The sequence below is a fragment of the Nocardia sp. NPDC052566 genome (genome assembly GCF_044547285.1).
Taxonomy (GTDB): domain Bacteria; phylum Actinomycetota; class Actinomycetes; order Mycobacteriales; family Mycobacteriaceae; genus Nocardia.
Genome location: NZ_JBIUAF010000002.1, coordinates 620,339 through 633,351, shown reverse-complemented (window position 1 = coordinate 633,351; position 13,013 = coordinate 620,339). Strand labels below are relative to the sequence as shown.

The 13,013-nt window shown below is 67.0% G+C and carries 16 protein-coding genes; 9 read left to right on the top strand and 7 right to left on the bottom strand.

Features of this window, described 5'->3' with window-relative positions; genetic code table 11:
• Window positions 1–2 precede the first annotated feature (2 nt).
• Window positions 3–1,226 (bottom strand): FAD-dependent monooxygenase, encoded by a 1,224-nt coding sequence (locus ACIG5A_RS10080; protein ID WP_397239813.1) that lies wholly within the window; start codon window positions 1,224–1,226, stop codon window positions 3–5.
• 197 nt (window positions 1,227–1,423) lie between these two features.
• Here ACIG5A_RS10080 and ACIG5A_RS10075 point away from each other — a divergent pair, with 197 nt between their 5' ends.
• Window positions 1,424–1,660, top strand: a complete 237-nt coding sequence (locus ACIG5A_RS10075) for a ketosteroid isomerase family protein (protein ID WP_397240587.1) — start codon at window positions 1,424–1,426, stop codon at window positions 1,658–1,660.
• 297 nt (window positions 1,661–1,957) lie between these two features.
• On the top strand, window positions 1,958–2,212 hold the full coding sequence (locus tag ACIG5A_RS10070; RefSeq protein ID WP_397239812.1) for a hypothetical protein: 255 nt from the start codon (window positions 1,958–1,960) through the stop codon (window positions 2,210–2,212).
• Between the two features lie 88 nt (window positions 2,213–2,300).
• Here ACIG5A_RS10070 and ACIG5A_RS10065 read toward each other — a convergent pair whose 3' ends face one another.
• Window positions 2,301–3,539 (bottom strand): MFS transporter, encoded by a 1,239-nt coding sequence (locus ACIG5A_RS10065; protein WP_397239811.1) that lies wholly within the window; start codon window positions 3,537–3,539, stop codon window positions 2,301–2,303.
• A 122-nt stretch (window positions 3,540–3,661) separates the two neighbouring features.
• Here ACIG5A_RS10065 and ACIG5A_RS10060 point away from each other — a divergent pair, with 122 nt between their 5' ends.
• The gene (locus tag ACIG5A_RS10060; RefSeq protein ID WP_397239810.1) at window positions 3,662–4,621 is read left to right on the top strand and encodes a LysR family transcriptional regulator; all 960 of its coding nucleotides are present in this window, start codon (window positions 3,662–3,664) and stop codon (window positions 4,619–4,621) included.
• A 112-nt stretch (window positions 4,622–4,733) separates the two neighbouring features.
• On the top strand, window positions 4,734–5,492 hold the full coding sequence (locus ACIG5A_RS10055; protein ID WP_397239809.1) for a nucleotidyltransferase domain-containing protein: 759 nt from the start codon (window positions 4,734–4,736) through the stop codon (window positions 5,490–5,492).
• A 54-nt stretch (window positions 5,493–5,546) separates the two neighbouring features.
• On the opposite strand, the gene ACIG5A_RS10050 is transcribed toward ACIG5A_RS10055, so the two are convergent.
• Complete coding sequence (locus ACIG5A_RS10050) at window positions 5,547–6,350, bottom strand: SHOCT domain-containing protein (protein WP_397239808.1); 804 nt, start codon at window positions 6,348–6,350, stop codon at window positions 5,547–5,549.
• Window positions 6,351–6,452: 102 nt separating this feature from the next.
• Here ACIG5A_RS10050 and ACIG5A_RS10045 point away from each other — a divergent pair, with 102 nt between their 5' ends.
• Window positions 6,453–6,929, top strand: coding sequence for a MarR family winged helix-turn-helix transcriptional regulator (locus ACIG5A_RS10045; protein WP_397239807.1), 477 nt, complete (start codon window positions 6,453–6,455; stop codon window positions 6,927–6,929).
• Here the strand turns inward: ACIG5A_RS10045 and ACIG5A_RS10040 are convergent.
• A complete protein-coding gene (locus ACIG5A_RS10040) occupies window positions 6,913–7,227 on the bottom strand; it encodes a hypothetical protein (RefSeq protein ID WP_397239806.1) in 315 nt (104 codons plus the stop codon). The two genes, ACIG5A_RS10045 and ACIG5A_RS10040, sit on opposite strands and share 17 nt — an antisense overlap.
• A gap of 12 nt (window positions 7,228–7,239) precedes the next feature.
• Window positions 7,240–7,812 carry a transglycosylase SLT domain-containing protein gene (locus ACIG5A_RS10035; RefSeq protein WP_397239805.1) on the bottom strand — a complete coding sequence of 191 codons (573 nt, stop codon included), beginning with the start codon at window positions 7,810–7,812 and terminating at the stop codon, window positions 7,240–7,242.
• A 1,205-nt stretch (window positions 7,813–9,017) separates the two neighbouring features.
• Here ACIG5A_RS10035 and ACIG5A_RS10030 point away from each other — a divergent pair.
• Both ACIG5A_RS10030 and ACIG5A_RS10025 read left to right on the top strand, forming a co-directional pair.
• A complete protein-coding gene (locus ACIG5A_RS10030) occupies window positions 9,018–9,173 on the top strand; it encodes a hypothetical protein (protein WP_397239804.1) in 156 nt (51 codons plus the stop codon).
• 137 nt (window positions 9,174–9,310) lie between these two features.
• Window positions 9,311–9,442, top strand: a complete 132-nt coding sequence (locus ACIG5A_RS10025; protein ID WP_397239803.1) for a hypothetical protein — start codon at window positions 9,311–9,313, stop codon at window positions 9,440–9,442.
• 74 nt (window positions 9,443–9,516) lie between these two features.
• Here ACIG5A_RS10025 and ACIG5A_RS10020 read toward each other — a convergent pair whose 3' ends face one another.
• Window positions 9,517–9,960 carry a carboxymuconolactone decarboxylase family protein gene (locus tag ACIG5A_RS10020; RefSeq protein WP_397239802.1) on the bottom strand — a complete coding sequence of 148 codons (444 nt, stop codon included), beginning with the start codon at window positions 9,958–9,960 and terminating at the stop codon, window positions 9,517–9,519.
• 12 nt (window positions 9,961–9,972) lie between these two features.
• Window positions 9,973–10,533 (bottom strand): LLM class flavin-dependent oxidoreductase, encoded by a 561-nt coding sequence (locus ACIG5A_RS10015; RefSeq protein ID WP_397239801.1) that lies wholly within the window; start codon window positions 10,531–10,533, stop codon window positions 9,973–9,975.
• A 169-nt stretch (window positions 10,534–10,702) separates the two neighbouring features.
• Between ACIG5A_RS10015 and ACIG5A_RS10010 the strand changes: the two genes are divergently transcribed.
• A complete protein-coding gene (locus tag ACIG5A_RS10010) occupies window positions 10,703–11,710 on the top strand; it encodes a helix-turn-helix domain-containing protein (RefSeq protein WP_397239800.1) in 1,008 nt (335 codons plus the stop codon).
• Window positions 11,685–12,968 (top strand): serine hydrolase domain-containing protein, encoded by a 1,284-nt coding sequence (locus ACIG5A_RS10005; protein WP_397239799.1) that lies wholly within the window; start codon window positions 11,685–11,687, stop codon window positions 12,966–12,968. The genes ACIG5A_RS10010 and ACIG5A_RS10005 overlap by 26 nt, the downstream gene beginning before the upstream one ends.
• Window positions 12,969–13,013: the final 45 nt, after the last annotated feature.

Sequence of the window (13,013 nt, the reverse complement as noted above, 5' to 3'; positions counted from 1 at the left end):
GGTCAGTCGGAGACCGGATCCGTTGCGGTGCTGTGAATTTCGGCGGCCCCGGAGTCCGGCACCCCCGCGTAGTCGGGCAGGTCGACGCCGTTGATCGCGCGTTCGACCAGCTCGGCGAACCACGCGCCGGTGAAATCGGGGCCCGGCTCTTCCGGTCCGGTGACCTCGCGGCTGCGGGCGTTCAGTTGGGCGATCTCCTGGTTGGCCTCGACGAACGAGCGCATCCGGGCCTCGTAGCGTGCGAATCCGGCCTCCGGGTCCCACCCGGCGGCGGCCAGCTCTCCGGCCAGCACGTAGGCGCCGACCAGGGCGAGCCCGGTGCCCTGCCCGGACATCGGGGACGAGCTGAACGCCGCGTCCCCGAGCAGCCCGACCCGCCCGTTCGACCAGCGGTCCATCACCACCTGGGCGACCTGGTCGAGGTAGAAGTCGGGGGTGTCGTCGAGGTGCGCGAGGATGGGCGAGGTCAACCAGCCGAAGCCGGCCATCCGCTCACGCAGCAGCCGCTTCTGGGCCGCGATGTCGCGGTAGTCGACGTCGAGGTCGGCCGCGGGGAAGGAGAACATGGCCATGGCCCGGGTGGCGTCCTGGATCGGCCGCAGGCCCGCCGAGCGTCCGGACTCCTGGTACTCGATCAGCCACTTGTCCAGGCCGAACTCATTGGGCACGCTGTAGTAGGCCAGCATGTGCCCGAGGTGGCGGACGAACCGCTCGTACGGCCCGAAAACCATGGCGCGCAACGCCGAATGCACCCCGTCCGCCCCGATCACCAGCTCGAAACGCCGCCGGTCACCGCCCGCGAAGACCACATCGACCCCGTCGGCATCCTGGGTGAGTTCGGCGATCCGGTCACCGAAGAGGTATTCGACACCGTCGCGGGTGTCGTCGTAGAGCACCTGGGACAGGTCCCCGCGCAGGATCTCGATCTCCGCGATGAACCCGTCGCCGCCGTCGTCGTCCACGCGGAAGGTCTCGAGCACGGTGCCGTCCGCGTCCACGCTGTGCGCGCCGATGGTCTGGGTGCAGGCCGCGCGCACCGCCGGGTCCAGCCCCATCCGCCGGATGACCTCCTTGGTCACCCCGCGCGCGTCCACCGCCTGCCCACCCGGGCGCAACTCGGGTGCCCGCTCCACCACAGTCACCTCGGCCCCACGCCGGCGCAGCCAATGAGCCAGCGCGGGCCCCGCGATACTCGCCCCCGCCACCAATACTCTGATACCACTCACTGCGCCTCCCGGATCTCTTGCTTCTGTCCCGATCCACCACTGCCGATGCATCCAGAGGTATCGACGACGGATCCACCAAGAATTCATCGGCGCAGCGCTGTTGTCGCGTGATCGAGCGGGAAGTTCCGGCTTGCTCCTGACGTAACGTCAGGTTCCAGCGTCGGCGCTGCCGGCGCGAGGCGCGCCGGTGGAACCGCATCGGCTGCCCAGGGGCCGGATACACCGTCGACACGATCGACGTTCGAGCGGACACCGATGCCTCCGCGCATATTCGGGTGACTGGAAAACTCGTCTGGGACGGAACTCCTGAGGCTTGTCCCTTCGAAACATCATTCATGCTGAACAGACCCTCAGCGAACGGCGCCTACGTCATCGCCGACCAAACCTTCCATGGCATCCAGGTCGCGGCGGGCCCGATGACGGCAAGACGATGATCGCCGTCGGCCCGAACATCCACCATCGCCCACCGTGCAGCCCGTGCGGCAACTGCCGAGTAGCACATACCTGAAATACACACTCGCCGGCGCAGGACCCGAAGGCCCAGTTGACAAGTGCGGGCTCCTTCGGTGACGCTGTTGCCAGCGCCATTCGTGCGCCTTCATCCGGAATCGTGCTGAGATTCTGTCCCTGACAAGCTCTTTCATGTGAGTTGTCCGTGGGTTTTTACTACCGGCCTACTGCTGACCGGCCCTCGTCGCGCGATGCCACCCAACCAATCACAAGGAGACACAATGCAACTGACGTACAAGGCCGACTGGAAGCGATGGGAAGGCAATGCCTCGAAGCTGTACATTGCCGAAAACTACTCCGCCGCAGTGGAAATCAATCGTGTGTCCGGCGGCTACGACTGGTCCGTCACGAAAGGGGACAGCTCCGGCCCCCGCCTCCTCGGGCAACACTGGGCGCCAACCATGACCGAGGCCGAGCAGACGGCGGAGGCCACCATCCTTCGCGACTTCTCGATCTACTGGGGTGCGACCGGCTAGCTCTACTGGTCGAGAACGCACGTAGGTAGTGCGGCGAGGCGGTTTCGCCGACCCTGGCCATCGCCTCGCTCTCGGCATAGCCAGGAGGTCATGCGGCCGAGGAATTTTCGGCCGTATGAACGGATTCACGGTGGGACCAATGAGCCCGATCGGGCAGCAGGAGCGGGGTGGCGAGCAGGAGGATGCCTGAGATGGCGATGGCGGTCAGCGGGCTGGTGACAGTGGCGAGGAGACCCCCGAGCACCATGGCGGTGGCCTGGGCGAGTTTGCTGCTGATGCTCCACGCGTTGCCGACCCGGGCGGCGTGATCCGCCGGAATCCGTTGCAGGCGTTCGGTTGCGGAGATCGGGTTGAAGATGCCCATGCAGGTGATCAACATGGCCTCGACGGTGATCACGGTGAGCAGTCCGGTGATACCGGGGTGGACGAACGCGAGTCCGAGTGGGAACAGTGACCGGAGCCAACCGGAGACGGTCATGACCCGGTAGCGGCCGTAGCGATGAACGAGGCGGGCGGCGAGGCGGGCGCCGACGAAGCCGCCGAGTGCCGGGAGGCCGAAGGCGAGACCGTATTGCCAAGCCGGGAACTGATATTCGCCGAGCAGGAGGACGGCCAGGAGCGGTGCCGCGGCCATGATCAGGCCGTTGACCAGCATCGAGTTGAGGAACAGGCAGCGCAGTGCCGGGTCGTGCAGAATGACCCGCCAGCCGACGAGCAGGTCGGCTCCGCGCATCCCGGCGGCCGGGTCGCGGGGTGTCGCGACGTCGCCGCCGCGGATGCGCAGCACCGCGAGCGCGGAGAGGAGGTAGCTGACCGCGTCGGCCATGATGGTGACGACCGGACCGAGCAGCCCGATGAGCGCGCCGCCGAGTGGCGGTCCGGCCGCGGTCGCCACCCAGCTAGTGCCCTCGAATCTTCCATTCGCGGTGAGGAGTTGAGCACTGGGGACGAGATATTTCAGGTACGCGCCGGATGCGGCGGCGAAGGCGATGCTCGCGGTTCCGGACAGGACCGAGACGACGAGCACCTGGACGTAGGACAGCACGCCGAGCACATACGCGGCCGGAATACTCACCATCGCGACGCACCGGACCAGGTCCATCGCGATCATCACCGGACGTTTGGACCGGTGCTCGACCCACGGCCCGAGCGGTAGCGCGACGATCGCCGCGGCGGCGAGCCCGGCCGCCTCCAGAAACGACACCGCGAATGCCGACGAGTGCAGCACGCGCACCGCGAGCAAGGGGAACGCGCCGAAGGCGAGCCAGGTGCCGTAGGTGCTGACGGCGTAAGCCGACCACAGCCAACCGAAAGAGGACCCGCGCATCTGACTCCTTTGCGACAACCAATGTTTGGGCCCATGAATCACATCGGCTACCCGACATCGGAATCAAACAACCACCCATCGGCGAGCCACAACGATCAGTTGTGCGCACATAGGCTGGCCCCATGGATACCGAGGCAGTGCGATCGTTCGTCCGGGCGGCCGAGCTCGGCCAGTTGCAGCACGCGGCCGACGAGTTGGGCGTGACGCAGCAGGCGGTCTCGAAGCGGATCGCCGCGCTGGAGCGTGAGCTCGCGGTCCGCCTGTTCACCCGCACCGCCCGCGGGGTCGAGCTGACGCTCGACGGTCAGGCATTGCTCCCCCACGCGCGATCGATCGTCGCGGGCGTCGATCGCGCGGTCGCCGCGGTCCGGCCGGGCGCGCGGGCACTGCGGATCGATGTGCTCGGCCTGCGCAGCGCGCAAGCCGTTGTCCTGCACGACTATTGGCGATCGCATCCCGAAACCGCGCTCGACGTGGTGACGCTCAAGGTCGACAACCCGCACGTGGCGGCCGCCGCCGTCCGAGCGGGCGATGTGGACGCCTCGTTCCGCAGCGTCACCGATCCGGCCACGCTGCCGCACGACGTGCGGATGATCCACGCGTTCGACTCCCCGCTGGAACTCCTTGTCGGACCGCGGCATCCGCTTGCCGCCGCACGCACGGTGACACCACATCAGCTGCGCAAGCTGCGAATCTGGGTGCCCGGCATCGCCCCGGGCAGCGAGTGGTCGGAATTCTACGATCAGCTCACCACCGCCTTCGACCTCCGGATCGACGCGGCCGGGCCGAATTTCGGCAACGAGGTACTCCTCGACACCCTCGCGGATTCCGCCGATATGGCCACCCTCGTCGGCGCGCGCGACCGCTACATCTGGCCGACCAACCACGACCTGCGCCGCATCCCGATCGTGAATCCGACGCTCGCCTACCCGCTCTCGCTCATGCTCCCCACCACGAACCCCCACCCGGGACTTCGGCCGATCATCGACCATTTCGCAAGTCTCACACCGCTTCCCGAGCCGGTCTGGCGCCCGTCGTGGACCGTTGGGCGGCCGCGAGATTCGGTACGATCATCTTCGTGAAGTGACGACGCGATGCACAGCGCACCTGCCGCCACCGCTGTATGAGCTCCGGCTCCAGCGGCGTGTCGGCGTTGCCACCCACCGCCGATCCACTTCGACCATTGGACACTCCATGACCGACGCTCTGTTCCGCACCCATGTCACCGACCGCCTGGCCGCCCTGCCTGCCGTGCACGCGGTCACCCTCGGTGGCTCGCGAGCCGAAGGCACCAGCACCCCGGACAGCGATTGGGATTTCGCCCTCTACTACCGGGGCGATTTCGCCCCGGCCGACCTGCGCGCGATCGGCTGGCCCGGCGAAGTCTCCGAGCTCGGCGACTGGGGCGGCGGCGTCTTCAACGGCGGCGCCTGGCTCACCGTCGACGGCCGCGCCGTCGACATCCACTACCGCGACCTCGACACGGTCGAGCACGAACTCGCCGAGGCCGGGCAGGGCCGCTTCCACTGGGAACCCCTGATGTTCCACCTCGCGGGCATCCCCAGCTACCTGCTGCTCGCCGAACTCGCGATCAACCAGGTCCTGCACGGCACCCTCCCCCGCCCTGACTACCCGGAGCCGCTCCGCGCGGCCGCCCCGGCGGTCTGGGACGAGCGCGCGACCCTGACCCTGCGCTACGCCGAGGACGCCTTCGCCACCCGTGGTCAGGCCACCGAGGTCGCGGGCGCGCTGGCCACCGCGGCGATGCACACCGCGCACGCGGTCCTCGCCGCCCGCGGCGAATGGGTAACCAACGAAAAACGCCTGCTCCGCCGAGCGGGCCTCCGCGATATCGACGCCATCATCGCCACCCTCCGACCGGAACCCGAGGTCCTACGCCAAGCGATCACCGAAGCCGAAAACCTGTTCCGCATCGCGCGAACAAGCGAATGACACTGTGCGGCACTGAGTTACCTCGGCAGCGATCGTGTGCGTTCCGGTAGCCGGTCACGTCTGCGGCGCGCTGCCGAGCAGCTTCGCTTTCGCGCGCTCGTATTCGGCGTCGCTCAGGTCGCCGGCACGGTGCAGCGCGGCCAACCGCTCGAGTTGCTGCACCAGCTCCGCCTTACCGGTCACGCCGGAGTCGTCCGTCGCGCTCTCCCATGGCCGGTACCAGGGCGCCGCCAGGCGGGAGCGCGACGGGTCCGCGCGAGGGTAGATCGCCCGCACCGGCAGATGGAACCAGGTCGGGTCGGCGCGCAGGCGCCTGCTGTGCACCTGTCCGTCCCGATCGGTGAACGTCATGAGCCCGGTACCGCCGCCACGCAACCCCTTCGCCGGCTCGAAATCACTCAGCCGCGCGGGCGCCGACAGCTGCCCGCACAGTCGCGCCACCGTGCCGGTCGCCGCGAGTTCGAAAGCCAGCGCCAGCGCCAGCAGGCAGATGCCTGCCAAACCGACGCTCGACCAGAGCGTGATCGCGTCGGCGTTCGCCCCGGCCGCACCACCGTCGGCCGCACGCCAGCCGCGCACCATCGCGAACGAGCAGAGGGCGACCGCGAGTCCGAAGCCGACGACTCGCACGATCCACCAGAGCACCACCACCAGCGCCGCTCCGGCGGCGATTCCGCCGATCAGCAAGAGCGCACGTGGATCGTTCGTCCCGCATCCCCCGCTGTCGCAGTCCCAGCGGATCTCATGCGCCACATATGCCCACCATCGCAACAGCAGCCATGCCGCGATACCGAGCGGACCCGCGAGCAGGAGCCGAACGACGACCGCACCACGGCCGGACCCTGTGGTGTCGGACACCCTCCGATTATGCTGCGCTCCAGGTCCGATGGCGAGGCCCGAGCGCGACCCTCCCGCCGCACTAGTTTCCATGTCAACTAAGTGCGGGTAGACTCTGTTCCCATGGTCCGATGGTTGAGCGACGACGAGCAGATGACGTGGCAGGCGTTTGTTCGACTACGGCAGCGGCTCGATGCCGCGATCGCGGCGGGACTGGCGCGCGACGGGCTGTCGAGTGCCGATTACGAGCTGCTCGTCGCGCTGTCGGCGGCGCCGGACGACTGCCTGCGGGCCAAGGATCTCGCCGCCGAGGTCTGCTGGGAGAAGAGCAGATTGTCGAAGCACTTGTCGCGCATGGCGACTCGCGGGCTGATCGACCGGAGGCCGGTCGCGGACGACGCACGCGGCATCTTGGTCGAGCTCACCGCGGCAGGGCGGGCGGCGCTGGAACGCGCGGCGCCGCATCACGTCGAGCTGGTCCGCGATATCTTCATCGACTCGCTGACCCCGGCCGAGGCGAAGGCGATCCGTTCGCTGGCGGACAAAGTGGTGCCCGAGGCCGAGCGGTCGACCGCGCTCGACGTCAAGACCAAGGCTTGATCGGCGGCTTCACCCACATCAGCTTGTCGCCACCGTGGGCGCGGCGCGCCGCCGGATGATCGGGATGCCTGGCCGCCCAGGCATCCTTCTCCTCCAGCAGTCGCGCCACCGCGACCCAGGTTTCGTCGGTGCTCGGCGGATTCGTGTCCGCGGCCCGCGCCAGCTTGCGGCGCTGCGCGGCGGGCATCGCGGTCAGCTCCGCGCCGGTGATGCCGCGATCCCAGATGAACGCGGCCAGACGCCGGGCCTTCTCGGCCCGGCTGCGGGTGGCGAAATCGCCGTGCGCGTAGTCGGCCATGGCCGATGAACGCTAGTACGCCGAATTGACGTTGTCCATCGAGCCGTAGTTGTGCGCCGCGTAATTGCAGGCGGCCACGATATTGGCGACCGGATCGTAGATATCCCAGGCGGTGCCCTCGATGTGGTACGCCTGGAAGGTCGGGTCGATCACCTGCAGCAGGCCCTTGGACGGGATGCCCGCAGCGGCATTGGAGTCCCACAGGTTGATGGCGCGGGGGTTCCCCGTGGACTCACGCATGATGTTGCGGTGGATGCCGTCGTAGCTGCCCGGGATGTTGTGTACCCGCATGACGTCGAGCGCCTGGCGGATCCAGCCGTCCAGGTTGTCCGGGTAGACGGGCGCGGGGGACGGCATCGGCGCGGGGATGGGGAACGGCAGGGCGGGCAACGCGGGCAGCACCGGCGCGGGGGCGGGCGCGGGCGCCTGCTCGGCGACCATGGTGATGCGGGACGGGACGCTGTCGTCGGCCATCGATACCGCGGAGGAGGCGCCGATGGCGATCACACCGGCCGCGGCGACGACGGCGGTGACGCCTTCGCGGAGCGAGGCACGGCTGAGGGAGAAGAAGCGTCTGTCAGGCATTACGAAATCGGTTCCTTGATCGGTTGGTTTCGGGCAGGACGGCACGAGGCCGCACTGATCCACGACGGGCGCCGCGAGGCGCTCGCCGATCTGTCACGCGATATGCGGTTGTGGGGGTTTGGTTGTCGGGGACTCCTAGGTCCCCGTGGAACGCGACGCGTTACGTCTGCGCGGTGCCCGATGGCGGGCCCGGCCGTGGCGTCGCACGGAACTCCTCGTCCTCGACGGGGAAGTATCAGACGGAAGGTTCGAACTCTTCCGTCAAACCAAACTTCAGGTCGCTTCGTGACCTGATTGCAGAATGGTCACGATGGGTTAACAGAGCCTGAACGAATAGTGAACGAACGGTGCCGATGATCTTGGGAGGCCAGGTGCATCTCCCGAGACACGCGAGCCATGCAGGAGGTTTGCCCCTAAACCAGATGTGCCGCAGGTCACAGAAGTTTTCGGCTAACAATCCGAATTTCGGCTACCGAGTGGACTTATCGGCGTCCGGATTGTGACCGGTGGTGCCTGAGCGATTACCGCCGAGAGGAGATCATCATCGCTGTTCGCCCCGCAGTCCGAGCCGGTTCCCGAACTGCGAGTAAATGCGAGACGGTCATGTCGAGCGTTGCCACGAACATTCCCGGACGAGAGCTCGGCGGCGACTTCATTCCGGCCGGAGTGCCGTGAAATCGGGCCGGATCCGCACCCGCGCACGAAATACTTTTGGGCGCAGCCGAATTACTCGCCCAGCCAAGACACGGATCGGACCGGCGCGAGGATCCGCGATCAAGAGGGTGCTGATGGTTCGTGCGAAGGATTTGTCGGCGCCTGTAGAACGATTCCTGGCCTTGGCCTCGAATAGGCAACCGGTGCAACGATTTCGGCATGCCGGACTGCTCGAGGCGGCGTTCGGTCGCGAGATGGCCGCACACCGGCTTCGGCACCGCGCGCACCCGGCTCGCGCTCCCCGACCTTCCGAAACGTGGTCCGCGCCACTACCCGAGCGGGGGTGTGCCATCACACACTTTCGTCTTGTTCGACGAATCCATGGCGGTCTACCGTTCGATTGACCGGCAATGCTGCCGATGCAACGGCTAAGCCGCTCTTCATCATTGGCGCAGCCGCCCGCCTGATGCGCGGGCCGGCTGGCGAACTACGTATCCGCGACATAGCTCGTTTTCTTCTCTGCCGAATCCTGCGAGCCGAGGAGCTGAACAATGAAGCATTTCATCACCACCATTCTGATCGGCGCCGGAATCCTGCTGAGCGGCGCCACCGCGCTATATGTCCTCGGCGGGGGCGAAGCCGAATCGATCCAACCGGCCCTGCTCGCGACCGAATGGTCGAATCGCGCTGTCACCGAACCACGTTAGCGACAGATGACCTGCCGACCGCACCGGCGGGCGGCGGGCGGGCATGCACCCGTATCCGGTTCCGAGCTCGCGCACGTCTGAGGCCTGCTATCGATAAAGGAGTTGTCTCCGACGGCAGCCCCTCGAGTCCTGATGGTATGGATCTCAGCGACGCGGCAAAGGCTTGGCGGACCGGCGGATTCGTCATCCTGCCCGGTTTCGTTCCCCCTGCCGAGCTGGAATCGGCTGTGCGCGAGCTCGACTCGCTGTTTCCGACGAGGTCACGCTGAACGGAACAGCCCTCCGCTACCCAAACCTCGACCTCACCCCCTGGCAAGCACAATGTTCGACAACGTAGACCCCGTCACGGCCGGGAGTCTCCCGGCGGCTCGGAGGACAGCAGCCCGCGCTCGGCGAAAACCTTGCGGGCGATCATGACCGCTGTCTGCACAGGCGGGAATCCCGCATACGGCAGCACCTGCACCAGGGCCTCGACGATTTCCGTGGGCGTCAGGCCGACATTCAATGCCGAATGCAGATGGATCTCCACCTCGGCGTCACGTCCCATCGCGGTCAACGCGCCGAGAATGACCAGTTCCCGGCGACTCGGATCCAGCTCCGGGCGACTGTAGATATCCCCGTAGGCGAACTCGACGATGTACCGGCCCAGATTAGGCGCCACATCCGAGAAGGCAGCGAGCAGACGCTCGGTCTCGACATCGTTGACCTGCTTCAGTATTCGCGCACCGCGATCGAAGCGGACCGCGCTCTCCTCGGACTCGTCGACATAGGACCGGTATTCACTCATGTGCATTCCTCCTCAACTGTTCGACGGCACGCCCGCACCGGCCAGGTCCGCAAGCAGCGTGCGGGTCCGCGGCGCGGATTCGCCTCCGGTGTACAGCATGCCGACGAATTCGGTCGCGCCCGACTCGACGATCTCACGAATCCGTGCCCCCACCTGCTCCTCCGTGCCGACGACCGCCAGATCGCCAGGCCCGGCAACGGCTTCGCGGTCCATCATGGCGCGGTAGTTCGGCAGGGTGCCGTAGAACTCGAATGCCCTGGCCGCGGCTTCGCGCGCCGCGTCGGCGTCGGCGGTGACGCAGACCGGGAGCACGCAGATCACGCGCGGTGCAGACCGTCCGGCCGCGGTTGCCGCTTCCGACAGGATCGGCACGATATGTGAGCGGATGGCTTTGGGCCCGGTCATCCACAGGATGGTGCCGTCGGTGTGGCGACCGGCCACGGCGAGCGCGGTCAGCGCATCCATCCCGAACATGTGTGGCAGCCAGGCCGATTCGAAACCTTCATCCAGCGCCTGCTCCAGATCATCGGTGAACCGGGCCACGGCGTCCGGTCCGGTCGACGGGTCGAGCATGATACGGCGCGGGCTTGAACAAGCGCGCCAAACGAATGGAACATTCGACACCGCGGGCCCGGATGTGACCGGCCTCCCCCGAACACCCGCGTCGCTAGACTCGATCCCGCCCGCCGAGCACACGGGCGTGGGCGGATCCGGAATCGAACGCGGAGTAGATCGGTCGACGATGAACAACACGGCAGCGGAGGTCGTCGACGCGCGCGGTGGGTTCTCGCTGGATTCCACCGTTCCTGGCGCGGGATCGCGTGGTTTCGACGTGTTCCGGCGCGGGTGGCAGACGCAGGTCGGCGATGGGTTCCCGCTACCGACCTTCAGCGTCGGCACGATCGGTGATTTCCGGGTCAGAAGCCGCGTGGCGAAGGTGCTCGACGCGGCGATCACCGACCTCGACAGCGCGAGTCTCATTCGCACGGGTGGCACGCCGCTCGGCTATGACGATCAGGTGCGCATCTACGTGGTGCGGCGCGGCACCTGGATGCTGAGCGACTCGCCCCATCGCGCCGAATACACCGTGAGCGCCGGGCAGTTCCTGCTGCGGCACGGACCGCCATCGCATTTCGGAGCGGCGCCGGACACCACGGTGCAGATTCTCACGCTGTCCTCCGCGATGCTCGAGCCGCGGCTGCGAAACCGCAGCATCACCGAATCGGCGGTCTCGGCCGAAATGCGCCTGCTCGCGGCGCATACGAACATGATTCACACCACCGTGGCCGACCTCGGCCCGGCCGGCGTGCACGCGGCACACGGCGCTCTGATCGAGCTGGCCAAGGCGGTGGTGGCGGGTCGGTTCGACGATAGCGAGCCCGGACTCAGGCCCGCACTCGTCCAGGCGGCGAAGGTACTGGCGGACCGCCACCTCACCGACCCCGACCTGGGCCCGGCGATGCTGGCCCGTGACCTTCATGTCTCCGCGCGAACTCTGCAACGAGCGTTCACCGCGGCGGGTGAGTCGGTGACGACCTATATCCGCAACCGCCGCTTGGAACAGGCTCGGCAGGACCTGACCGCCTCGCGCCGACGGCCGACGGTCTCCGAAATCGCCGCGCACTGGCAATTCTCCGACAGCAGCCACTTCATTCGCGCCTTCAAGAAACGCTACGGCCAGACACCCGTCGAGTTCGCCCGCTCGAACAATCCCTGGCGGGGTCGTGGCGCGGACGTTCAACCGGAGTGACGCGATCGTTCACGCGTGCGCCGGAACAGCTTTCCTAGCTTTGATAGCGAAAAGCACACCGAGAGGCGCGAAACCCCCGGCTGGCGTCGGCAAAGCGCAGTCAGTCGGCTCGTGGGATGAGGAGCAGCACCGTGCGCGGTGGCATTGTGAGATCGAGGTGGCCAGTCGCTCTAGTGGTGGTGTTGGTGCTGGCCGCCGGGATCGGAGGGTGTGTCGACGCACGTCGGACTCGTCGACGCGACTGCGGACGCTGCTGGATCAGCTTGTGCGCGAAGCTGCGGTTCCCGGAGCGCAGTTGGTGCTCAGCCGTGACGGCCGTCATGTCCAGATCACCAGTGGTGTGGCCGATCTAGTGACCGGAGCCGCCTTTCCCGATGGCGCACAGGCGCGGATCGCGAGCAATACCAAGACCTTCGTCGCTTCGGTCGTGTTTCAATTGGTCGCGGAAGGCCGGGTGGAGCTCGACGCTCCGGTGGAGCGCTATCTTCCCGGTGTCGTCAGCGGACCTGGCGGTGACGGGAATCGGATATCTGTGCGGAATCTGTTGCAGCACACCAGCGGGATTCCGGATTACCTCAACAGAGTGAATCTCGATTCCGTCGAGGCGCTCACGCGGCAGCACTCGATCGGGGATCTGATTCGACTCGGTCTCGATCAGCCGGCGGCGCAGGCTCCCGGTGCCGGTTTCGAGTATTCCAACACCAACTACCTCTTGGCCGGGCAGCTGGTCGAGAAGGTGACCGATAGTGCGATCGATGTCGAGGTGACGCGCCGGATCATCGACCCGCTGGGGCTGCGCGACACCTACTGGCCGCGCTATCCGATCGAAAAGGTATTTCGTGGTCCGCACCCGCACGCCTACTTCGAATCCGGCGGGGGCCGTGTCGATATCACCGATATCGACCCCAATGGCGGCCTGCCCGACGGTGCGATGATCTCCACCGGCCGCGATCTGAATCACTTCTTCATCGCCCTATTGGCGGGCACGGTCGTTCCGCTGGATCAGCTCGCGCAGATGCAGCGCACCGTCGCCGACCCGGACTCGCCCGCCCAGGTGGGATCCGGTTTGTTCGGCCGCGTCACCGCGTCCGGTGTCCAGACGTGGGGTCACGGTGGCAGCATCCCCGGCTTCTACACCGCCGGGGGCGCGACTCGCGACCGCGCCGTGACGATCATCCTGAATCAGGTTCCGGCCGAGTCGAGTCCGGACATCGACGACATCGTGCAAGCCCTCGTGGACGAGGCCATGCGCCCGTAGGCGAGTGCCGGTTCGAAGTGGCACCGTGTTCAGTTTCCGCTGCCG